Genomic DNA, 23558 nt, shown 5'->3' on the forward strand with positions numbered 1-23558 from the left:
CCGAAAGGCATGCGGCATCGCCAGCCCGCGACACATGTCCGGTGCTCGTGCACAGCCTTTGAAACGACCTGAAACTTTCCTCCGAGCGTCACAAAAGCACTGGCGCTTTCGCCTGTCAATAGTTATTCAGACTGAATGAATAATAGGCCATCCTTGCAAATCGCCCCTGCGGATGCGAAGTCTGAACCCGAAAAGCGGGCACGCAGCCCGGTGGAGGAGACAGTGACGCGGACCGTTCTATGCTTTGGGGATTCCAACACGCACGGCCAAATTCCGGGCGGGGGACCGCTTGAGCGCTACCCCCGCGGGCAGCGCTGGGGCGGCGTGCTGGAAAGCCTGCTCGACCCCGGCTGGCAGGTGATCGAAGAAGGTCTGAGCGGCCGCACGACCGTGCATGACGACCCGATTGAGGGCGTGCTGAAAAACGGCCGCACCTATCTGCGTCCTTGCCTGCAAAGCCACACGCCGCTTGACCTGATCATCATCATGCTCGGCACCAATGACCTGAAGCGGCGCTTCAACATGCCGCCCTCGGAGGTCGCCATGGGCATCGGCTGCCTCGTGCACGATATCCGTGAACTTTCGCCGGGACCGGCCGGCCACGACCCGGAAATCATGATCGTCGCGCCGCCGCCAATGCTCGACGACCTGCGCGAATGGGAATCGATCTTCTCCGGCGCGCAGGAGAAATCCCGCAAGCTGGGGCTGGAATTCGAGATCATGGCGGATTCGCTGGAGGCGCATTTCTTCGATGCCGGCACGGTCTGCCAATGCTCGCCGGCCGATGGTTTCCATATCGACGAGACAGCGCATCGCCAGCTCGGAGAAGCGCTGGCACAGGAAGTTCTGGCCATCGGGTGGGCCGATGCATAAGCCCTGCCCCCTGATCATCGCCCTTTATGGGAAGGAGCGCGCTCTTGCCTGATATGCGTTTCGCGCCGCCCAACCCGCTTCGCATCGCCGATCGCGCCAGCGGCCTCAATTCGCTGAGCGTGCGTAGCCACAATGAGCGCCTGGTCCTCTCGCTGCTCCTGCAGAGCGAGGCGACGACCCGCCTCGAAATCGGTGAAAAGACCGGCCTCTCGGCGCAGACGATTTCCGTCATCGTGCGCTCACTTGAACAGGAAGGCCTCGTCGTGCGCGGCGAAGCGCAAAAGGGCCGCGTCGGCCCACCCACCACACCGCTGATGCTGAATTCCGAAGGCGCCTATTCCGTCGGCGTCAGTGTCGGCTACCGCAATACCCATATCGCCGTCGTCGACTTTATCGGCAATGTGCAGCACCAGCGCGTGATGCCGCACAAAACGGCCGATACGTTCGATGCACCGGAAGCACTTGCAATCGAAATCCACCAGGCCATCGCCGGACTTTCGGAAAGCCGGCAGGCGCGCGTTGCCGGCGTCGGTCTTGCGTTGCCGACCCCGCCGATACGCTCCGGCCCGGACCATGACGTGCTGCACCGCTATCTGGAGGCCGAGCTTCGCCTTCCCGTCTTCGTGCAGAACGACATCACGGCGGCGGCGGGTGGCGAAAGCCTGTTCGGCACGGCGCGGCAATTGCAGGACTTCCTGTTCTTCTATCTCGGCGCCCGCCTGCATGGCCGCCTCGTGCTCAACCACCAGATCTACAATGGAAATTCACCGCTGAGCTACGACGTCGGCGTATTGGCGCTGGAGCGTGCCTTGCCAGCCGGCGACCCGAGTGCAGCAAGGCTCTGGGAACAACATCCGTCCTGGCCGCCGATGGGACCGGCACTGGCCGATTGGCAGCAGGCCTGCGCAGAAAGCCTCATCAAATCGACGCAGGCGCTGTTGCAATTTATCGAGCTCAAAACCGTCCTGCTGTCGTCCTTCGTTCCGCCCGAGATCTGTATCGCGCTGTGCAAGCTCGTCCAGCAGGAGATTCCGTTCGTCAATGCGGTTGTCGGCCGAACGTCCGTCGCACCAAAGGCCGTCGGTGCGGCCAGCCTGCCGTTCAGTTCCCGATTCATGGTGAATTGATTGTAAATTTAGCTCTCGAGTGGAATTGAACGATGCGCGCATGCCTTGTGGCGGCAAGGTTGGAATGTCCGTATGTGCAAAGTTGGAATGTCACACTCCCCGGGCCTGAAAGATGCGTGGGAGTTTGCAGATGGGATTGATAGCGATAAGCGAGCGCGATCTGCAGCGGATCGAGTTTTTATCGAAAGTGATTGCCGACCGCATGAAGCTGGTGCCGGCGGCGCGTGCGCAGCAATCGCATCCTGATCTGGATGTCACGAAGGGAAATTGCTACGATAACTGCATTGCCCGCAATCGGTGGCTTAAACAATCCCACCCGCACGCGACGCTTCACTACATAAGCCCCACACAGTTCGAGAGACGGACCGCCTAATCTAATTTGCCTTTCCACTTTTCCAAAGCAAGTCCAGCCGGCACACCAAAGCCCGGGAGATCTTGATTGCTTTGGTTCGCTGGTGCGATCTGACTTTTGAGGATGCCACCTTAGTAGTGATTGTGCGTTTTATTGGGATATCTCCTGGGAAACCGCACCGCCTGTCGACGTGTAAATAGGATCGATAATGGGTTGCGAATCCCCATCCTTTTCCCAATACGAGGGACGGAATGCGGTTAGCCCCTAAACTCCGGCTTCCCGTTCTTGTTTGGCAGCCTCATTTGCCTGGTCAGTGGAGTGATGCCGGTCCGATCAGCCGGATCTACCAACGGCTACCGGGTGTTTTATCTTCTCCTGATCGGCTTGAACAGCAATGCGGCCCCCTCCCCTTCTAACGCAGTCGGCCGCGCTGAATTTCCGCCATAAGAGCCCTCTGACGCGTTTTCTTTTGCGGATGCGGTTCCTCATCGTCGGCAGTTGCGTTTCGAGTCTGACGGGCTTCCTTTTGCACCATAAAACATGCTTGCAAAGGATAGTTTTCTCACGCATTTATATGTGTACAAAAACCTCTGGAACACTTGAAAGAAACCGATGGCGGCGACCGCAAATCTTGGCCCCCCTCCCCCGCCGCAAAGGTTAATTGGATATGCCCGGCTTTCGCCGGACAATCAGTTCAATGACACGCAGATCGACGAGTTGCGAGCGGCCGGCTGCGACCGCATCTATCAAGAACAAGGATCCGGCGCTCCAGGCGCAAGGCCCGTGCTTGCGAAGCTTCTCAAAGATCTCGCTGACGGCGATGTCCTTCTCATCGTTAGCTTGGACCGTCTCGCCCACTCGGTCAGCCATTTGCTTGGCGTGCTCGAAGATCTGGAGAATCGCAGAGTGTATTTCCGCTCGCTGCACGATCCCATCGACACGACGACCCCACACGGGGGGCTTTCCTTGCGGGTGCTCGCTGCTGTGGTCCGGCTCGAACGGACACTGATTGTGGAACGAACCCAGTCGGGCATGAAAATTGCCAAGGCCCAAGGCAGGCTCGCGGGCAACCCCGGACTTCGCGAACGCCGCCCGGAGGCAATCCAGGCCGTTTCGGTCGCGCGCCGGCGGGCCTACCTCGATGAACTGATTTCGTCGGCACAGACATGGTTGCCGACCGTGCGGCAACTGCGTCCACGGCACAGTTGGGACGACGTCGTCGGCATTCTCAATCGTCGGGGCCAAGAATGGACAGTCGAGCGCTTGCGGCGCGCGGTCCACCGCATGGTAGACGAGAACCTTGCAGAGGCTGAGTTGCTGAGCCGGTCTCCGCGTCGGCCCCCTGAACATGATCTGATGCGGTTGGTTGCCGGCATCGCGATTGCCGATCCCAGTCGGTCGCTGCGTGATATTGGGGCTGAATTGGATCGGATGCAGGAGAGGCCGCCGCGTGGCGGCCGCAAATGGCAAGCATCTACCGTCAGGGCATTGCTGGACGAAGCCCGCCGCTTCGGTCTCATTCGCGATCGGGGGCCCGGACCATAAGACGATCACCCCCGGTCTCGCGAACGTCTCCTTGTGACGAAAATCCTCCTTCACGTCGGCCTTGTCATGATCAGTTCGATCAACGGACGGCTTGCCATGCACGGAAAAAAATGCGCTTCACAACAGCCGGTCCGCTCCTGCGAAGTTCGGCGAGCGGCCAAACGGTAAGCCAAAGTGCGGGTCGCACAATGAACAGTTTTCCGTCCGGAGCCAGTTTCGTCCCGTGGCGAGGGCGGCAAACGCCCCTTCTCTGCTCTCCGGCATTAACGTCCGCACCGCAATTGCGGTGCTGAAAATCAGGGCCAATTGATCTGGGTCCCGATCGTCTTGATCGCGTCGAATCCCCTTTCCGAGGAGCGCGTCACTTCCGAAATGGAAGATCGTTACGACGACCGACGGCTGCTTCCGTTCGTCATTCATGAGGAATCAAGATCTGGTGAACGAGCACAACCGAGACCTCGATACAGCAATACCTGACACTGTCCTTGAAGTCCCGCAGACAGGACAGTTACCGTCTCCTTGTCGGTAACGTTCAGGGCACCACCAGTCGAATAGCCATGCGTACCAATCGGATCGCGTCCAACGTCTATCCTGTGCGATCACCCGGCTGACCGCAGTCGACCGGCACTCGCTGATGACGGCGCTCAGGCCATTTTGCTCAAGAACCATGACTCCGCTCGGACCTGTAAAGATAACCTGCATTTGGACTAAATGAGGGAAGCCGCCAATCGCAGTACTCTGCTTTAAGACGCCATGCAGCAGGCGCCTGCCTGTCACCCAGCTCGGCAGGCCATAACACGTGACGAAGAGAAGAATGGCCGATCAACACAGTTGATGATACTCGTTCAGCTGGCTCGAGCGAGGGTAAGAAGCGCGCCCCTTCCGTGCGCGTTACGACACAATCTTCATCAAGCTCTGTCCTCCACAGGGCTTCGTCGAGTTGCTGTATCCCGCAACACGATCTCGCTTTCCAACAAGCCCGAGCAATGCATTCTGGCGGTATGGTTTTCGGTGCTTCCTGGATCATCAAGTCGCCGATCACCCGGCCTGCAGACTGCCGTGCCCCAATCAGTTTCAAGCCGTGGGATGGATTTTTACGATCCTTCAGGTGCTGTTCAGTCAAATGACGACGCAGCGGCAACATACGCAAAGTGTATCGTAGCTGACTGCGGTCACTCGGTTGCCCAAAGATGACGACCGAGTGGAAGGAATTGTCAGTTTGGTTCGAACAGCCACCACTACATTTTATTGATTTATCGCCCCTTCATTCGCTTGTGGTCACTCGCCCTTACGGACAGGAGTTACGACGATTTCAGTTCATCTGTTGACCAACGACGGACGTTAGCGGGCCTCATGCTAGGAAAAACGCTGCTACAGCACTTTCGCGCCAACACAGCCGCTTGGATCTCTCGACCTGACCGCTTTGAGGATGAGCTCTCTGAGTTCTGCCCAGGTAGGAACCCAGCCCGCGATCCAGGATCTTGTTAAGCGCTCTGCGGAGATTGCCTCAGCTGCTTTCCGCTGTCTCCTTCGCGAACACCCTGTCGATCAGCATGCCATGTCTTCATTGGCTGTCAGCTAGCTCGTGGAACTCCCTAGCTCATCCACGTGCTGAAGATGAGTAAACACTATGCCGTGCGTTGCGATACAGGTGCCTAGCGGGTGGAATTTCTGGCCGATGCATCCAGTCCACTGTTCTGGTGGTCGTTCGAGAGAACTTTGCGACAATACGATGAAAGTGCGCACAAGCCGATGTTGCCTACGTCTTGATCCAATGCCGCGTCGGTTCTGGCGTTGTCTGTCTGAGTTGGATCAGTCCCTTTTTCATGACCAAGCTTCTGACAGCGTCTTGGTACCTCTTGGTCAAGACGGTGCGAGACTAAGAACAAGGCAACCACTGAAACTGCCAAATAACTCTGTCACGCTCGTAACCACGACTGCCAATAGCCTGCGCGAAGGCACGCGTAATTGCCCCCGAACAAAACCCTGACAGCTGTCAGGGTTTTGGTACCTGACAGAAACTCATTGGACCAACTATCCCACCCTGCAATTGCTCTCTCCATTAACCCGTAACCGCGCCATAAGCGCTGGACCGAGTGAAAATTCTCCACGTCTTGCCCTAGAGGTAAGACCACGAAGGTATCCGCCAGCCGAATTTATATGGCCGGCTCGCTCAAGAATGCACGCCATGGCTACTGCGGCGTTTTCCGGCCCCATTGCCTCGCAGGCATCTTCATAGGCGGACGGATCAACTCTGAGCATGGAGCGGACAACAACCGCCGCCGCCATCAAGTCACGCCAGCTGTTGACGCCGCCCCCGGGACCGTAAAGGGCTATCTCAGGGCAAGCTCTCAAAACAAACCCCAGCGAGAATGCAGGAATGTTCCGATTCTGCGACCGGATCGGTTCATTCGGTTTTTCTTCAGATCTTTTTCCTAAGCGAGGTTCAGATTCATTATGAGATTCTGTATTTGAATTCTGTATGTGGCGCTCATTCTGAGCATCATAGGTGCTTAAAATATGGTCTTTTCGTTGCATTTCCAGCAAGTTAAGTACTTCTTGCTGGAGCAGGCTCATCTCGGCCAAAATTGACGTCATGTCGCTGAGTGTTGGAGAACGCGGAATTCTGGCAACCAAGTCAATGTAGGCGCCTTCAATTGTGTGCCAGTTGCCGGGTGCACCTTCCTCGACTGCGGCTGTGATAAGCTTCCGGACATCCCGTCGGCAAATTGTCAGCCTCTCCTTGGCTCGGCGAAAGGCAGCGCGATTGGCTGCCACTTGCTGCGCAAGGCCTGCCAATTCTTCAGCGCGGAGAAGGAGAGGTGAAATATCGAAGCCAAATGCGGCTTCGATATCGCCCGCTCGATCCTTTCTGGCGAAGCGCTTGCCATTGGCACTATCCTTCCGCACGATCAGACCCGCCTCCACGAGAGCGGCGAGATGCCTTCGAAGAGTTGCGCCGGCAATGCCATGCGCCCTGACGGTCAGTTGAGCGTTGGACGGGAAGACAACGAGTTGGGCATCCTGGCGGAGTTCCTTGTCCGGATAGAAGCTTAACAGCGCGTCAAGCACTGCCAGGCTGCGATCCTGTAGACCAAGCAATTCCCTGGCTTCGGAGATGTCCCGAAAGATTTTCCACTTGTCAGCCGACTTACCCGGCTTGATCTCGGTCAGAGCGACTTGCCTCGTAACCAAGGCAAGCGACATCGGCCGCCGCCCAAAGGGCGTCGTTACACGACTAATCTGCATTTCCTTCACCTTTTATTCGGCAAAAGAAATCCGCTCACCAAAAAAACGGTGCCAAAACTCTTGACTGGGATTCGAGGAAATGCGATTCTCTAGTTGTCACACAGAGAGAGAGGCTTCCAAGACGGCAACGTTTAGGGGGCCTTTTTCTTTTGCAGCGTTTCCTTTCTTTAACTCCGAAATCCTGACAGCTGTCAGAGTTATCCTTGCTCTCGCAGACGGACAAAGCGCTCGCTGAGCGCCGGGAGTTCCGCCTCAATAAACTTCAAAAATTCGATCCCGACTGAACCTTCGGCGGAAATTCGAACCTCTTTCGAGGAGATCATTAGTGCACCGAGCCGCGTGCCTGCCTTATCTGTGATCGGGCTGGGTTCGCGGCGCGCGCCGGACGCTGGCTTGATGACGTTCAGCACGCGCTGGAACCTCTGATCGGAAGTCTCGGCCTCGCCATCCTTCTTTGCCAACACCGCCCGCATGGCCTCAAGCGTTCCCGAGCCGCCGGCAACCGTCTTGGCAAGTTCAAGCCAGCGCGGCCGTCCGATTTTCGGTGCGCGACCGATGGCCTCGATAATATCTGCCGGAACAATTCTGTAGACATTCCGCATACGAGCGAGTTCGGCATCTTCGATGGAGAGCGCAGCGTAGATGTGACGCGCCTTAATTCCGGCATCATCCATTCGCGATGCAAACAGGGCGCGCTCAATCCAGGTCAGGTCTTGGCGGCCTGCGTTTTCGATACCCTGGGCGAGGACAAGGTCGAGGTCGGAAATTTCGACCTCGATGGCTTGAACTGGCTTGTTGAGCTGCTTGGCCGCGAGCCAGCGCCGATGACCGTAGACAATCTGGTAGCGGCCGGGCGATGATGGGTGTTTTCGGACTTGAACTGGAACCTTCTGCCCCTCGGTCTCTATCGACCGCTTGAACACTTCAAAGCTCGCTCCATCATCATCCGGCAGTCTGTCCGGATAGGGGGAGGGGTCGATATGCGATGGATCCAGCTCGCGAACCGCACCGCCACCGGCCTCAACGAGAGCCTTCAAACGATCCCGCTCTGATCTGATGTCGTCGATCGCACGGTGAGCTGCGCCGATGACACCGGCTCCGACACGATTGCTGGGCGAGGGGGCAGGGGCCGCAGGCTGCTGGTCGTCAGTCAGCTCGTTCTCCAGTGCGGCAGACAGCAGCCCGAAGTTGGCGACGATCGACTTGCGAGGAGATTTACTCATGTCCGCCCCCAGCTGTCGTTGATCAGCCGAACAATTGAGTCATTCACGGCATCCACCGCCTCGCGGGCACGCTTGTGCGTATCGCGCCCGATATGTCCCATCTCAAGCTCGTATATCGACCTTTTTGCCAGGCCAGCGGCCTCAACGGCTGTACTTTCGATGGCCGTCGGCAACAACACGTCTGCACCGAACAGATGCCGGAGCATCGCGACCACTTGCGATTGGGGCGCGTCATTTGGGTTGTGACGTGTGACGAGGTAACGGATGAAGTCCTGGTCCAGCTGGGCACCGTTCTCATTCAGAACGCTAATCAGGTCGCCCATCATGAGAAGGAACTGGCTCATCGACGCCACGTCCAGCATTGCCGGATGGACGGTGATGATCATGCTGGTGGCGGCGTAAATCGCGCTCAAGGTCAGAAAGCCGAGCGACGGCGGAGTATCAAGGATTACAACGTCGTAGTCAGCCTCGACTTCCGACAGGGCAAGTTTCAGCCTCTCGAAGAAAATTGCGCCAGGGTTGGATTTGTTCGCCAGCATGCGCGGCGTTTCGTGCTCATACTCCATGACTTCCAGGTTGCCAGGGATGAGGTCGATGCCATCGAAATATGTCTTGCGAATAATATCGCGGATTGGACGGCGTTCGGCTTCGTCGTAGCGCAAAGCGGCATAGATCGTTTCATTCGATCCAACATCGATCTCCGGCTGGGCGCCGAACAATGCCGACAAGGATGCCTGCGGGTCCAGGTCCAACGCGAGGACGCGGTAGCCATGAAGAGCGAGATAGTGCGCAAGGTGGACACATGTCGTCGTTTTCGCGCTCCCGCCCTTGAAGTTGGCTATCGCAAGCACTTGCAGGTGTTCGCCAGCCTGACGGCGAGGCAGGAACCGCAGCGCATCCAAGGGCTTCTGCTTGGCAAACAGCTCGCGCAATTCATTGATCTGAGGTAGAGTATAGACGCGATGGTTATTCTCTAGACGGCTGGGAACCGGCCCGCGCCCTTCAGTGGACATGAGCTTCAGGGTTGAATCAGGTATTGACGTCAATTTCGACACTTCATTGGTCAAAAATGGACGGAGCGCCTTTTCCGATTTTGGCGGATACATGCGAGTTCTGAGTTGCTGCAATTGCCCGGACAGAAGCCCTGCATGGCGCGTGATTTTGCTGCCAGCATCTTCCTTCAAACCGACACTTGATTCCACTCGATTTGCTATCGCCATCTGTTCCTCTTGTCGGTCTTTCGTCGGTTTGCCGGTTGGTGCCCGCCAAAGGTAGAACACGATTCTGCAAATCCGTCCAGACGTTTAAGGTTAACAGACGGTTAACGGGGGTGGGCGCTTTTCACAAGCAATACGGTTTTCTTGTTATGTGGGCGGGAGTTAACCGGACCCGCTGGCACCCTGATCTCGGTTCGTCTGCCGTAATCACTGGTATCTGTCGGCGGGCGAATGCCGGTAACGCATCGATAGGCGCGACCTGGCGCAGTTGAGATAGGCGTGTTCATGTCAGAACACGCCACTGTGCGTTATCCCGTATTTTGATAACATTCCAGCGAGTTGGCTTCAGTGTCTCGCTACATCACGAAGGTGCATCGGCATCATTCCGCACCGTTTTAAATGTGGTTAGGGGAGGGGTGAGCGAAGCACAGGCCGTTGGTTCACAAGGAGGAAGTCAGGCCGACCAGTCGGCTTTGGCGCAGTCCTGGGAGATTGTCGATTCGCCACGGTTCTTACGTTTTCAGAACAGCCGCCGGAATCAGAATGGATAACCTTCTGTTCGCGTATTCGACAGATGGCGGCATGCGTGGTCACGGCACCGGCCATTGTGATTGCCATGGCAATACCTGCTTTTGTGACCACGGAACCTGATCCGGCGGCCGGAAAAGGCCGAATTTTCTGGGGGAACGATGGTTATCCCGTTTGCGAGGGCGGATGGAAATTCACTGGGATAAGGCCCGCTGGAAAGAGGTGATTAACCTTTATTTTCTATTGAAAAGGGTGTGCCCATTGCGCGTGAATTTTGAGTGAGCAGGTCCCTATGCGTCTTTCCCGAACCAATTTTTCGAACGGCTTCGATAACACAGGAGATCAGCCCGCAGACCCGGAAAATCGTCTGGGAAAAGCGGAGCCCCAGCGCCGGATCTACGGCGCTCCCGTCGATCTGAAAAGCGACGAGGGTCCATTTGAGCCCGATACGGACGCGATGGCTGAGATCGAAGGGCGGGGGGATGCACCCGTTTGGCAGAGTGCCTTTGTGCTCGGACCGAATGTGCGTTTTACCCGAACACCGGAGAGTGTCTATTCGAAACGGCCCGCGAGTGATGCAAGCAAGGAACCGGAAGGCATTCGCCCGGTTGAACAGGCGGTTTCCGAAGTGGTGGAGACTGTCACTGTAATCGCAGAACAATTGCCGGTCATCGAGCCCGTCGCTGAGGAAGCGATGGTGGTATCCGGCGTTCAATTGCTTTCCCTTCGTCTGAGGCAGGAGCTGGAAACATCGCTGACCGAACCAGCGGTGGCCGAATATACAGGCCTTGCCGATATCGACTTGGCATGCTTTCCGGCGGAGCAGGAGCCGGAGGCTCTAGACGTACCGGAAACGGCGATCAGACATGCCAGTTCCTTCCAGCACGTCTCCGACGAAGTGTTTTGGAACACCCTGGATATGGAAGCTGATATTGCGGCTCTGGCGCCACTCGTGCATTGGCAGCCCCCGGAGGTTCATTCTCCGGCCGGTTCGGTAACTGCGCTCTACCGCGAGATCGGGATCAGGGCGTCCGAGCGCCGCGTTGTTGCGCCAGTCATTAGCCGTCCTGCACCCCTTGTGACTCCCGCGCCGATCGTTGAAGAAATCCGACCGGTTGTGGCCGAGGCCGCAAGTCCTGCCGAAGCCGTACGTGTCACAAAGCCTCCGGTGGCGGTTTCCAGGCCGATCCGGGCCGTCCGTCCCGATACGTTCGTGGCTATCCCGGAAATGACGGCAGAGCCAGGTGCAGCCGAATATGTCTTTCCCCCGATAGACCTCCTGCAGGAGCCGTCCGTCCAGGAAACGGCCGTTATCACCCAGGAAGCGCTGGAGCAGAGTGCTGGCCTGCTCGAAAGTGTGCTTGAGGATTTTGGCGTCCGCGGCGAGATCATCGATGTTCGCCCAGGCCCCGTCGTTACACTTTACGAATTCGAACCGGCACCGGGCGTGAAATCGTCGCGCGTCATCGGTCTTGCCGACGACATTGCCCGGTCGATGTCGGCGCTCTCGGCGCGCGTGGCCGTCGTACCCGGCCGCAATGTGATTGGTATCGAGCTGCCGAACCCTGTGCGCGAAACGGTGTATTTCCGCGAGTTGATCGAGTCTGAAAACTACGAGGAAACACGCTTCAAGCTGGCGCTTTGCCTCGGCAAGACCATCGGCGGCGAACCGGTGATCGCAGAACTCGCCAAGATGCCGCATCTTCTGGTGGCGGGCACCACAGGTTCGGGCAAATCGGTGGCGATCAACACGATGATCCTGTCCTTGCTCTACCGGCTGAAGCCGGAGGAATGCCGGCTGATCATGGTCGATCCGAAGATGCTGGAACTGTCGGTCTATGACGGCATACCGCATCTCCTGACGCCTGTAGTCACCGACCCGAAAAAGGCGGTGATGGCACTGAAATGGGCCGTGCGCGAAATGGAAGACCGTTACCGCAAGATGTCGCGCCTTGGCGTGCGCAATATCGACGGCTACAACGCGCGTGCTGCAATGGCCCGCTCAAAGGGCGAAACAATCCTATGTAGTGTCCAGACGGGCTTTGACCGCTCGACCGGCGAGCCGATCTTCGAACAGGAGGAAATGGATCTCGCCCCGATGCCCTATATCGTGGTCATCGTTGATGAGATGGCTGACTTGATGATGGTCGCCGGCAAGGAGATCGAGGGCGCGATCCAGCGCCTGGCGCAGATGGCCCGTGCCGCCGGTATCCACCTGATCATGGCAACACAACGCCCGTCGGTTGACGTCATCACCGGCACGATCAAGGCAAACTTCCCGACCCGGATTTCTTTCCAGGTCACTTCGAAGATCGACAGCCGCACCATTTTGGGCGAGCAGGGGGCCGAGCATCTGCTGGGGCAGGGCGATATGCTGCACATGGTGGGCGGCGGCCGGATCGCCCGCGTTCACGGGCCGTTCGTCTCCGATGAGGAAGTCGAAAAGGTCGTCGCGCATCTGAAGACGCAAGGCCGTCCGGAATATCTGGGCACCGTGACGGAGGATGCGGAGGAAATGGACGCGACAGCCGAAGAGGACGCTGCGGTGTTCGACAAGGGTGCAATGGCAGAAGAGGATGGCAACGACCTCTACGACAAGGCGGTCAAGGTCGTGCTACGCGACAAGAAGTGCTCCACGTCCTACATCCAGCGCCGTCTACAGATAGGCTACAACAGAGCAGCTTCGCTGGTCGAACGGATGGAGCGGGAAGGACTGGTCGGATCGGCAAACCATGTCGGTAAACGGTCGATCCTGTCGGCAGGCCGCGAAGTCGCGGAAATGCCTACCGGCGATGAGGAATAAGCGGGATGGCGCCCTGCAGTGTACCAAGCAGGGCGCTTCCTGTGGTATGAATGTGTCGAGTTGGGTTGGTTGAAAGGCACGGTCCAGCGGCCGTGCAGTTGCTGGCGCTGTATGTTTAGAGCGCCAAAAGGAGATCAACTCCGATGCAGTTAGCGGGCCGGACAAATCTGAGTTGTCGCTGGAGACTACCGTGATCGATAACGATATTATCGATCCTTTTTACAAGAAAACAGCCGGTGCGGATTTCTATCTTATTGACGACATAAATCGCACATAGCGGTTCGCGTGAACATCATGGCGCTGGCTCGCCCCGGTCAGTCGCGAATGCATGATCACAATGCGCAGCCAAGCCCTAGCAATAGAAAGTTATCTCAGCCTGTGCCGCACACAACTAAGCCAAGTTGAGGCAACCGGTATCCCGGCGATCTGGTTAGTGGTGACTTCCATTGGATCGGCGTCAGTGCCTACGCAGCCGCTTTTCAAACCCATGCGTGTGTTGCTGTATCCAACGATAGATCGTGGAATGATCGGCTGGTATGCCAAGTTCATCTATCAACTGGTCAAGGTCACGCAGGATGTGACGGCATAGCGGAATGGACCGCGCGAACTGAAGAACCTGCAGCGATATCTCGCGTAACAAAAGCACGTCAACGTGATAGGGATCGGCTTACGCGGGAAACATCGGGGCCAGCGGTCACCACACGTCGCGTAAAAAGGCCGGAGACAAGACTGCGCCCGATCCGCAAAGCTTCCATACCGGCCGAAGTCACATTGCCAAACTGGCGCCATCCAGGCATGACGTCACTCGGGCCACCGTTCCATTTATCGTCCGGCGGATTCGTGGAGGCTGCGAAACCTTGCCGCGGCCTCTGTCCTGTTGTGAACTCCCAACTTCCGAATGATGTGGTGTAGGTGGATTTTGACGGTATGCTCGGACAGTCCACACTCGGCAGCAATCAACTTGTTTTGGAGACCGTGAGAAACCATTCCGAGTATCTGCGATTCGCGGGTGGTTAGTTCTGCCATATTGGCAGTTTGGCTCTGGGCAACGCCATCTTTTGCATAAGGGGCATTCTGGCCGCGGAGTTTTGCCTGAAGGATCAATCCGGGAGGCAGGTACTCCCCGCCACACAGCAGCAAGCGTACGATTGACAACCAGACATCGAGCCGGAGGTCCATTGGTAGCACACTGCGAATGAGCGAAGAGGCAAGCACATCGCTCAGGGACGTGACCAAGACTTTATCATAGGGCTCTATAACGGCGGCCAATGCGTGAGGATGCATGCGCAGGAGTTCCGCTGAGGCTGCTTCGGCTTTTCTCATCAAGGTTACATCGACCAGGATGAGCCCGACGGGATGAGCAAAGGCTGCACATGCAGTGTCGACAGTATCAGTCTGTTCGACCCGTACCCACGGGAACTCACGCTCAATCGCGTTGATAAGGGATTTTGAGACGCTCCCGCTGTTCGTCAGGATCAAAATGACGCGTTGTGGCTCAAGATGCCTTCTGGCTCCTGCGGCGTCATGCTCATTCCCGTCCAACAGCATCATATCCTTACCCATCACTCTCAGTTCGCCTGCGCTGGTAATGGCTACAGAGCGAACGGAATCCACGCGTCGGGGCACACTATCTTACGTCGCCAACATCCGCGACGGCCCAAAAGGGTTGAGACTGGACCGGCGATGTTCAATGCGCCCGGAGAGATTGCGGCATGACCCTTATCCAAATGGGCGAAGTGGGTAGCATACCCAGTCTCCCAGCGGTGGTAAGCACTTGTGTTCGTCCTTTACCTCTCGTCTACCGCCGTCCGCCTTTGGATCGGTCTAGATCAATCGATATAAATGCCATCATACCCACTGCGCGCCGTGCATTGCGTTCTCAACCATATTGATGAAGCAAAGCCGCCGCTCTTCCCCCTTCTCAATCTCTGTCCAATCGGCACACTGAAACCAATTCGCTGCATCCCGTCCTGGGACAGTTTTGTGTTTTTAGCTTGGAGAATACATTGATTGTATCTTTCTGGCGGTACGGTGGCTTCCTTCGAACGACGTTCGCTGTGGCCACTTTGAGTGTTCTCGGCGGTGCGTTTTCCCCCGTTCTGGCGGACAGTGATCAATTGCCGCCGCAAACAAAAATTCGCTTAACGGTCGTACAGTGGCTGCCCACAAAGGGCAGTTATGAAAAGTGGGATGCGCTTGGTGGCGATTTCCTGATTTCGCAGGAAAAGACGGTGTCGCTTCCGATCATCGGCACGATGTCAATCGGACATCTCGATGGCGCCGGTCTTGCTGCGGAAATTGCCAAGCAGCTAAAGACGAAAATCGGGTTGGTGCAGACCCCCGAGGCGACCGTCGAGATTCTCGAACAGCCGCCGATCTATGTGGTTGGTGACGTCAACAAGCCCGGCGAATACAAATTTCATCCAGGGCTGACGGTTCTGCAATCCTTAGCGATGAGCGGCGGGGAATTGAGGTCATCAAACGCGTCGCAGGCGGGCGCAGACAAGACGGGTTATGTCGGTCAACTGCAGGAGATCGGCAACACAATCTTGCGCAGCAAGGTCAAGATTGCCCGGCTGCAGGCTGAAATTTCAGGCGCCAAGGAAATGCGCCTTGCGCCAGAAATGGAGGACAGCCATGGGGTCGCCTCGGCAATTTTCGAGCAGGAAAAGATTATTTTCGCCGCTCGCATGAATGACATGGATCGCCAATCTAAGTCCTACACTGAACTGCGCGATCTATTGACGTTGGAAATAGCCACGATCGGAAAGAAGATCGACAGTACGGATGAGGATATCGCTTCGGTCGAAAAAGAACTGACCAATGTCAAAAGCATGGTCGAGCGGGGCATTGCTCTTCCGACGCGTCAGTCGGACCTTGAACGCACATTGCGCAGCTACCATGGAAATCGGCTGGATCTATCGACCGCCATCATGCGAGCTCGCCAAAACATCGCCGAAACAACACGCAACCTGGATGGCCTTTACGACAAGCAGCGTACGGAAGTCGCTGTTGAACTCCAATCGGAACAGGCCAGCCTCGACCAGCAAAACCTGAAGCGTGAAACAACGCAGAAGCTATTGCTGGAGGCGCTGTCGGGGGACGCAACTTCTCAAGCCGGCGCCGGCGCGGTGATGCTGGCGTTCAGCGTCATGCGGCAGGAAGGCTCTGGCGTCCGGGAAATCCCAGCCTCGGATTCAACCGTCCTTTTGCCGGGTGATGTCGTGCGGGTTCTTCGCAAAATGTCTCCAGCGCCTGCTGATGCAACGGCTCGGACGGCTGAGCAGAACGCGCAATCCGAACAGGCCAGTCAATGAGGAACCGGGCACTTTGCCTGGCGACCGACACGCTGCGTGGACCAGACCAATCGGGGCAACGAGACAAAGAGAGCAAGGCATAAAGATGAAGGGGATCATACTTGCCGGTGGTAGCGGCACACGTCTCTACCCTCTGACAATCGCGGTATCGAAGCAGATGCTGCCAATCTACGACAAACCGATGATTTTCTATCCCTTGAGCGTTTTGATGCTTGCCGGAATCCGCGAGATTCTCATCATTTCCACACCGCGCGATCTGCCCTGCTTTCGAGAGCTGTTTGGTGACGGTTCCGATTTCGGCCTGAATCTTTCCTACGCCGAACAAGCCCATCCGAACGGGCTGGCCGAGGCCTTCATCATTGGCCGCGACTTTATCGGCAAGGACAACGTCGCGATGATCCTCGGCGACAACATTTTCTTCGGACACGGGCTTCCGGACATTTGCCGGCAGGCGACTGCACGGCAAAAAGGTGCCTCCGTCTTTGCCTACCACGTCGAAGATCCCGAACGCTACGGCGTGGTCAGCTTCGACAGGGCAACCGGCAGGGCCATGACGATTGAGGAGAAGCCTACCAAACCAAAATCCAATTGGGCTGTGACCGGGCTGTACTTCTATGACAACGATGTCATCGAAATTGCCTCCTCCATCAAGCCCTCTGAGCGGGGCGAGCTTGAGATTACCGCCGTCAACAACATCTACCTTGAAAGGGGCGATCTGCATGTCTGCCAGCTCGGCCGCGGCTATGCCTGGCTGGATACCGGCACATACGACAGTTTGCAGGATGCCTCCTCGTTCGTCCGTACTGTCGAGCGCCGGCAAGGTATTCAGATCGCGTGTCCGGAGGAAATTGCCTTGGATATGGGGTGGCTTCAGCCACAGGACGTGCTGCGGCGTGCATGTCTCCTCGGGAAAACAGCTTATGCCACTTATCTTCGCCAGTGTGTGGAGGATTACGCGGCATGAGCCTCCAGATTAAATCCCTCGGGCTCGATGGCGTGATAGAGATCCTTCCGCCGAAATTCGAAGACGACCGGGGCTTCTTTTCCGAGACGTGGAACGCAGAACTTCTTTGCGAGCAAGGTGTGAAACTCGGTTTTGTTCAGGACAACCACTCCCGCTCCGTTGCAACGGGGGTGCTACGTGGCCTGCATTACCAGCTGCCGCCATACGCTCAGGACAAGCTGGTCCGCGTAGTAAAGGGCTCCATCTTCGACGTGGTCGTTGATATCCGGCGCGGTTCTCCCAGCTTCGCGCACTGGACCGCTCTGCGGATTTCTGCCGCCAAATGGAATCAGGTGCTCGTCCCGAGGGGTTTTGCCCACGGTTTTCTGACGCTCGAGCCCGATACCGAGGTGGTTTACAAGGTCACCAATCCTTACTCCGCCAGCCATAGTCGCTCCATACGCTTTGATGATCCCGACATCGGCATCATCTGGCCGATGAACGCCTCCACGTTTCAGCTTTCCGAGAATGATCGGCTGGCGCCGTCCTTGGAGACAGCGGAAGTCTTCGATATGCACGGGGAGGGCGGGCAATGAACACTCTCGTGACAGGAGGTGCCGGTTTTATCGGATCGGCACTTTGCCGGCATCTGGTTTCCGCCGGCGAGAATGTCCTCAACGTGGACAAACTTACCTATGCCGGCAGCTTGGCTTCGCTTCGATCCATCGAGAGTTGCCCGAACTATCGTTTTGTCCACGCCGATATCGGTGACGAAGCCGCATTGGGCGAGTTGATGAGACGGGAAAGGATCGACCGCGTCATCCATCTGGCAGCTGAAACCCATGTGGACCGGTCGATTGATGGGCCGGGCCAGTTCATCGAAACCAACATTGTCGGCACGTTCCGGCTGCTCCAGACAACGTTGAAATACTGGCGCCAGCTATCTGGTGCGGTAAGGCAACAATTCCGCTTCCATCACGTCTCCACCGACGAGGTCTTCGGTGACCTTCCGTTCGACGGCAGCACCTTCAACGAGCAAACCCCCTATGCGCCGTCATCGCCCTATTCCGCGTCGAAAGCGGCATCAGATCATCTGGTTCGCGCCTGGCACCAGACATTTGGCCTGCCGATCGTGATGTCCAATTGCTCGAACAACTACGGCCCATACCATTTTCCGGAAAAATTGATCCCCCTAGTGATCTTGAACGCCCTCGACGAAAAGCCGTTGCCCATTTATGGCGCTGGCACGAACGTCCGTGATTGGCTCTATGTCGAGGATCATGCGCGCGCGCTCGCGCTGATCGCAAGCGAGGGCACGATCGGCGAAAGTTACAACATCGGTGGAAGCTGTGAGCGCAGCAATCTCGCGGTGGTGCAGGCAATTTGCGACATCCTAGACCGCACCAAGCCTCGCGGCCGCCAAAGAAGCTACCGCGATCTTATCTGTTTCGTGGATGACAGGCCCGGCCATGATCGCCGTTACGCGATGAACACAGCGAAAATAGAAAGTCATCTGGGCTGGAAACCACAGGAGACTTTTGAAACCGGATTGGCCAAAACAATTGCCTGGTATCTCGAGAATGAATGGTGGTGGAAGCCTATTCGCGAAGGCACCTATGCTGGCGCCCGCCTCGGTCGATTGGCAGCCGTGCAATGAAAATCCTGGTGACCGGTTTGAAGGGGCAGGTTGTCACCAGCCTTGTCGAGGCTGCCGCGGCCAGGGATGACATAGAGTTGATCACCGTTGGCCGGCCGGATTTCGACCTCACAGATCCTTCGTCGGTCAGGCAGGCAATACTCACAGCGAAACCTGAAATGGTTGTGTCGGCCGCCGCTTACACAGCGGTCGATCGAGCCGAAGATGAACGCAACCTTGCGTACGCAATCAACGTGACAGGCGCCGCCGCTGTCGCGGAGGCGGCTGCCGCGTTGCGTGTGCCGATCATTCATCTGTCCACCGACTACGTTTTTTCCGGAACGGATCCCTATCCTTACCTGGAGGATGACGAGGCCGAACCGAAGACCGTGTACGGCTATACCAAGCTGCGCAGCGAGCGCGCTGTGGCAAGCGTCAATCCTCGCCACATAATCCTGCGGACAAGCTGGGTCTACAGTCCGTTCGGCACCAATTTTGTGCGAACCATGCTGCGCATCGCCACCGAACGGGAGAGTATTGGCGTTGTTTCCGATCAGTGGGGCAATCCGACATCAGCTCTGGACCTGGCGGAGGCGATCCTTCTCATCGCGACGTATCCGGACAGACATTATACCGGCATCTATCACTTTACAGGGGCGGGTGAGATAAATTGGTCAGGTTTCGCCCGGCATGTTTTCGAGGTGAGCCGGGTCCATGGCGGTCCTTTCGCAGACGTGGAAGACATTCTGTCTTCCGCTTACCGCACCCGGGCCAAACGCCCAGCGAACTCATGCCTTTCAACTGACAAGTTCGAAAGAGCTTTCGGCCAGCGGGCGCCAAGCTGGCAATCGAGCGTAGAAACGGTTGTCCGGCGCATTATCGACAGGGACTACCCGAGTTTCTCTTCGCCGGTGCACGGCAGGCATAAGGCTTGAAATCCCATGAATGCACGCGGAACCCCGTCCGAGGGCCAAACTTACACGCAGATTCTCAAGTCGACAGCCTTGATGGGTGGATCGTCATTGATAACCGTGGGATTTTCCATCATCCGCAACAAGGCGATGGCCCTCATCCTTGGACCTGAAGGTGTGGGGTTGATGGCTATCTACAGTTCTATCGCCGACATCGCCCAGGCCGTTGCAGGCTTGGGGGTTCAGTCGAGTGGCGTGCGTCAAATTGCCGAGGCGGTTGGGACGGGGGATGCTGAAAAGATAGCACGAACGGCATTCATTCTTCAGCGAATATCCATTGTGCTGGGTATTGCCGGAACGGTCCTGCTTGCTGCCCTCGCATTTCCGGCTGCGCGCCTCACGTTTGGAGATCATCAGCACGCCACCAGCGTTGCGTTCCTCTCGCTTGCGATTTTCTTCCGGCTTGCTTCGGCGGGGCAGACCGCAATGATTCAAGGGATGCGGGAAATCTCAATTCTTGCCCGCATCAACCTTTTGGGCGCATTCTGGTCAACAGTGGTCACCATTCCCCTTATCTACTATTTTGGCTTTGAAGGGGTTGTACCGTCTCTCATTGCCTCCGCCGCGCTGACACTGCTTATTTCCTGGTGGTACAGCAGGAAGATATCGCAAGGTGCAACCAATCTGTCTTTCCCGCAGTTCAGGCAGGAACTGGGGGGGCTTTTGAAACTTGGCCTTGTCTTCATGGCCAGCGGCTTGCTCACTCTTGCGACCGCGTATGTCGTGCGTATCATCGTCCTGCAACACGGCGGCATTGTCGCGGCCGGGCTGTATCAAGCCGCCTGGGCGCTCGGTAGCCTTTATGCGGGCTTCATCCTGCAGGCGATGGGCACTGATTTCTATCCGCGTCTGACCGCGGTTGCCGGCGATCATGCTGCATGTAACCGCCTCGTCAACGAGCAGGCGCGAGTCAGCATCCTGCTCGCCTTCCCCGGGGTTCTCGCAACGTTGACGTTTGCGCCTATCGTCATGCAGTTGTTCTATTCCCCTGAATTTTATGGCGCTGCAGATCTCCTGCGCTGGATTTGCCTGGGGATGCTGCTTCGCATCATTGCATGGCCCATGGGCTACATCGTGCTGGCGAAGGGCGAACAGGGTGTCTTCTTCTGGACGGAAGTTGCCGCAACGGTGGTACACATTGGCCTGGCTTGGTTGCTGGTGTCGGAATTCGGCCTGATTGGCTCGGCGGCCGCATTTTTTGGGCTTTACCTCTGGCACAGTCTGCTCATTTACTTTTTCGCACGCAAACTCACGGGATTCCGCTGGTCCCCCGCCAATCTCAAAATCGGACTGATCTTCATCGTCGCGTCGGCACTGATTTTTAGCGCAACGCTTGTCCTGCCGTTCTGGCACGCCACTGCGCTGGGCTCTGTCGCCGTGGTGTTGAGCGGGCTGTATTCGCTGAAAATGCTGATAGGGCTATTGCCGCCGGAATTGCTTCCGTTGCCGATCAGAAGGTGGGTTCTCAGAGCGACTTAAGAGATGGCCCGAGCCGGGGGAAGCCGCCGAACATCCCATCCCGCGGAGAACGCCCCTTGGCGAGGTGGACTCCCAAGAGGCGCGCGTTTCTTCAATTAGAAGATTTGATGTGAAGTGGAGATCAAGCGGTCGCCCTTTGCGGTGCCACGCATAGCTTGCGAAGCGTGTCCGCCACGAACAAAACCTCTTCGTCGGTCAGCTGCGCAAACAGCGGAAGAATGATCGCCCCCTCCTGTGCTGCCACGCTTCTGGGAAGCTGGTTTGCGGCAACCCGATGCGTGGTCCAGCCCACATAGGCGTCTTCGCGATGAATGTTCATGATGCCGCGCCGGGTTGAAATTCCCTTGTCGAGCAGCACCTGCATGGTTTCCCTTTGGTCGAGCCAAGGCGGAAGCATGACGCAATAGCTCTGCCAGTTGCTGCGTGCCCAGGAGGGCTCGATGGGTGTTTCAAGCCATGTAATATCGCGAAGCTCCTGTCGATAGAGCTCGGCAAGATGACGCCGTCGCGATATCAGTTCCGGCAGCCGGGTCAATTGTACCCGGCCCATGGCGGCCTGAAGATCGGTCATGCGGTAGTTGTAGCCGAGCTCCGGATATCCTTCATAGATCACTTGGCGCGAGCCGTGGCGGACTGTATCGGGCACGCTCATGCCGTGTTGCCGCCACAGACGAAACTTGCGGTCATACTCAGGATTCGCGGTTGTCAGCATGCCCCCGTCGCCGGTCGTGACGACCTTTCGGGGGTGAAACGAAAAACAGGCTATATCGCCACGCGGCCGGCCGATTTTTTCCCACTGGCCGTTCCAGAGTATTTCGCTCCCGGTCGCGCAAGCCGCATCCTCGATGACCGGAATATCATTGCTCCGGCCAATCTCGACGATTGCTGCGAGATTGCAGGGCATGCCGAGTTGGTGCACACACAAGATCGCTTTCGTTCGAGGTGTGATTTCCGCCTGGATCAGTTCCGGATCAATATTGAATCCGCTGGTTTCGATGTCGATGAAAACGGGAACCCCGCCCAGATACCGGATGGCATTTGCCGTTGCGATGAACGTATGGCTGACAGTTATGACCTCATCACCCGGGCCGATCCCAACAGCCTTCAACGCAAGGTGCAGAGCCGTCGTGCAGTTTGAAACCGCACAGGCATGTTCGGTTTGAACGTAAGCCGCAAACTCACTCTCGAATGCAGCAACCTCCGGACCTTGTGTGACCCAGCCGGACAACACAACACGGCGGACTGCCTCTACCTCCAATTCATCGAGGAGGGGCTTGGCGACGGGAATCTGCGGAAGCGCCTGGCTCATGCGGCTTGCCCCCCGATTTCCAGCGCTCTTTCCTTGCGCCACCAGTCGACGAGGCCGCGAAGTCCATCTTCAAGTGTGATCTGAGCCTTGAAGTTCAACATGCTCTCCGCCTTGCTCGTGTCGGCAAGCCGGCGCGACACCGCGTTCACTTTGCGCGCTGCCTGATGCTGCGGTTCCATCGACGCGTTCATCACGCCGGTCAACAGCTGCGCGAGTTCCAGCAGACTGGTCTCCGTACCACTCGCGACGTTGAAGACCTCGTCGGTGACATCAGACTGCGCCGCCAGCATGTTTGCCCGCGCGATATCGTGGATGTGGACGAAATCCATCGTCTGGCTGCCGTCCCCGTTGATGATTGGCGGCAGGCCCGCCGATATCCGCTCCATCCACCGGATCAGCACTTCGGTATAGGCGCCGTAGACATCCATGCGCGGGCCGTAGACGTTGAAGTAGCGCAAGGCGACATAGTTCAAGCCGTACATTTCCGCGAAGCTGCGCAGCAGCCCCTCGTTGAAGGTTTTGGCGGCACCGTAGATCGTCCGGTTGTTGTAGGGATGGTGTTCCTCGGTTGTCGGAAAACTGTCCGCGAGACCCAGAACGGACGCCGAGGAGGCGGCAATCACTTTTTCCACCTTGGCCTTAACCGCCGCTTCAAGAACATTGAATGTTCCCCCTGCCAAAACGTCAAAGGCAAGACGGGGTTCTTCGGCGCACTGCGTGATCCGGATTGCCGCCTGGTGGAAGACGATATCGACACCATCGAAATGTTTTTCCAGCAACGCCCGATCGCGGATATCGCCTTCGATGATTGTCAGTGGAAAGGCCGCCGAAGCCTGCACAAGGTTTTCGCGCCGTCCGCGCACGAAATTGTCCAGGATCAGGATTTCGCGCGGTTGCTCGAGAGCAACGAGATCAGCAATGTGTGATCCAACGAGACCGGCACCGCCAGTGATGAGTATCCGCTTGTCTTTCATGATCTGTCCCCA

General features: G+C 57.2%; 18 protein-coding genes. 12 read left to right on the forward strand and 6 right to left on the reverse strand.

The genetic code is table 11. The annotated features are described in order from the left end of the window. Positions 1–222 precede the first annotated feature (222 nt). From ACSQ3J_RS18875 to ACSQ3J_RS18890, 4 genes are all read left to right on the forward strand, one after another. On the forward strand, positions 223–873 hold the full coding sequence (locus ACSQ3J_RS18875; protein ID WP_060504560.1) for an SGNH/GDSL hydrolase family protein: 651 nt from the start codon (positions 223–225) through the stop codon (positions 871–873). A gap of 53 nt (positions 874–926) precedes the next feature. After that, complete coding sequence (locus ACSQ3J_RS18880; protein ID WP_060504561.1) at positions 927–2000, forward strand: ROK family transcriptional regulator; 1074 nt, start codon at positions 927–929, stop codon at positions 1998–2000. A gap of 130 nt (positions 2001–2130) precedes the next feature. Then, the gene (locus ACSQ3J_RS18885; protein WP_060504562.1) at positions 2131–2373 is read left to right on the forward strand and encodes a hypothetical protein; all 243 of its coding nucleotides are present in this window, start codon (positions 2131–2133) and stop codon (positions 2371–2373) included. A 591-nt stretch (positions 2374–2964) separates the two neighbouring features. Further along, positions 2965–3897: a recombinase family protein gene (locus ACSQ3J_RS18890; protein WP_060504563.1), complete on the forward strand. Its 933-nt coding sequence runs from the start codon at positions 2965–2967 to the stop codon at positions 3895–3897. Between the two features lie 2034 nt (positions 3898–5931). Here ACSQ3J_RS18890 and repC read toward each other — a convergent pair. From repC to repA, 3 genes are all read right to left on the reverse strand, one after another. After that, the gene (gene repC, locus ACSQ3J_RS18895) at positions 5932–7146 is read right to left on the reverse strand and encodes a plasmid replication protein RepC (RefSeq protein WP_060504565.1); all 1215 of its coding nucleotides are present in this window, start codon (positions 7144–7146) and stop codon (positions 5932–5934) included. A 197-nt stretch (positions 7147–7343) separates the two neighbouring features. Further along, complete coding sequence (gene repB / locus ACSQ3J_RS18900) at positions 7344–8369, reverse strand: plasmid partitioning protein RepB (protein WP_060504566.1); 1026 nt, start codon at positions 8367–8369, stop codon at positions 7344–7346. After that, on the reverse strand, positions 8366–9589 hold the full coding sequence (gene repA / locus ACSQ3J_RS18905) for a plasmid partitioning protein RepA (protein WP_060504567.1): 1224 nt from the start codon (positions 9587–9589) through the stop codon (positions 8366–8368). The genes repB and repA overlap by 4 nt, the downstream gene beginning before the upstream one ends. A gap of 817 nt (positions 9590–10406) precedes the next feature. On the opposite strand from repA, the gene ACSQ3J_RS18910 reads away from it, so the two are divergent. Together ACSQ3J_RS18910 and ACSQ3J_RS18915 are read left to right on the forward strand one after the other, a co-directional pair. Next, on the forward strand, positions 10407–12917 hold the full coding sequence (locus ACSQ3J_RS18910; protein WP_082512157.1) for a DNA translocase FtsK: 2511 nt from the start codon (positions 10407–10409) through the stop codon (positions 12915–12917). A 328-nt stretch (positions 12918–13245) separates the two neighbouring features. Further along, positions 13246–13506 (forward strand): hypothetical protein, encoded by a 261-nt coding sequence (locus tag ACSQ3J_RS18915; RefSeq protein ID WP_156397644.1) that lies wholly within the window; start codon positions 13246–13248, stop codon positions 13504–13506. Between the two features lie 233 nt (positions 13507–13739). On the opposite strand, the gene ACSQ3J_RS18920 is transcribed toward ACSQ3J_RS18915, so the two are convergent. Then, positions 13740–14480 (reverse strand): helix-turn-helix transcriptional regulator, encoded by a 741-nt coding sequence (locus tag ACSQ3J_RS18920; protein WP_436039860.1) that lies wholly within the window; start codon positions 14478–14480, stop codon positions 13740–13742. 431 nt (positions 14481–14911) lie between these two features. Between ACSQ3J_RS18920 and ACSQ3J_RS18925 the strand changes: the two genes are divergently transcribed. From ACSQ3J_RS18925 to ACSQ3J_RS18950, 6 genes are all read left to right on the forward strand, one after another. Next, on the forward strand, positions 14912–16234 hold the full coding sequence (locus ACSQ3J_RS18925) for a polysaccharide biosynthesis/export family protein (protein WP_436039862.1): 1323 nt from the start codon (positions 14912–14914) through the stop codon (positions 16232–16234). 85 nt (positions 16235–16319) lie between these two features. After that, positions 16320–17198 carry a glucose-1-phosphate thymidylyltransferase RfbA gene (gene rfbA / locus ACSQ3J_RS18930; RefSeq protein ID WP_436039905.1) on the forward strand — a complete coding sequence of 293 codons (879 nt, stop codon included), beginning with the start codon at positions 16320–16322 and terminating at the stop codon, positions 17196–17198. Continuing rightward, positions 17195–17773 (forward strand): dTDP-4-dehydrorhamnose 3,5-epimerase, encoded by a 579-nt coding sequence (gene rfbC, locus ACSQ3J_RS18935; protein WP_436039864.1) that lies wholly within the window; start codon positions 17195–17197, stop codon positions 17771–17773. The genes rfbA and rfbC overlap by 4 nt, the downstream gene beginning before the upstream one ends. Continuing rightward, positions 17770–18834: a dTDP-glucose 4,6-dehydratase gene (gene rfbB / locus ACSQ3J_RS18940; protein ID WP_436039865.1), complete on the forward strand. Its 1065-nt coding sequence runs from the start codon at positions 17770–17772 to the stop codon at positions 18832–18834. The genes rfbC and rfbB overlap by 4 nt, the downstream gene beginning before the upstream one ends. Continuing rightward, a complete protein-coding gene (gene rfbD, locus ACSQ3J_RS18945; RefSeq protein WP_436039866.1) occupies positions 18831–19748 on the forward strand; it encodes a dTDP-4-dehydrorhamnose reductase in 918 nt (305 codons plus the stop codon). The genes rfbB and rfbD overlap by 4 nt, the downstream gene beginning before the upstream one ends. A 6-nt stretch (positions 19749–19754) precedes the next feature. Continuing rightward, on the forward strand, positions 19755–21263 hold the full coding sequence (locus ACSQ3J_RS18950; RefSeq protein ID WP_436039868.1) for an O-antigen translocase: 1509 nt from the start codon (positions 19755–19757) through the stop codon (positions 21261–21263). Positions 21264–21384: 121 nt separating this feature from the next. On the opposite strand, the gene ACSQ3J_RS18955 is transcribed toward ACSQ3J_RS18950, so the two are convergent. Together ACSQ3J_RS18955 and ACSQ3J_RS18960 are read right to left on the reverse strand one after the other, a co-directional pair. Continuing rightward, positions 21385–22572 (reverse strand): DegT/DnrJ/EryC1/StrS family aminotransferase, encoded by a 1188-nt coding sequence (locus ACSQ3J_RS18955; protein WP_436039869.1) that lies wholly within the window; start codon positions 22570–22572, stop codon positions 21385–21387. Beyond that, complete coding sequence (locus tag ACSQ3J_RS18960; RefSeq protein WP_436039871.1) at positions 22569–23546, reverse strand: NAD-dependent epimerase/dehydratase family protein; 978 nt, start codon at positions 23544–23546, stop codon at positions 22569–22571. The genes ACSQ3J_RS18955 and ACSQ3J_RS18960 overlap by 4 nt, the downstream gene beginning before the upstream one ends. Positions 23547–23558: the final 12 nt, after the last annotated feature.

The organism is Rhizobium sp. LjRoot98 (assembly GCF_964252935.1).
Lineage (GTDB): Bacteria > Pseudomonadota > Alphaproteobacteria > Rhizobiales > Rhizobiaceae > Pararhizobium.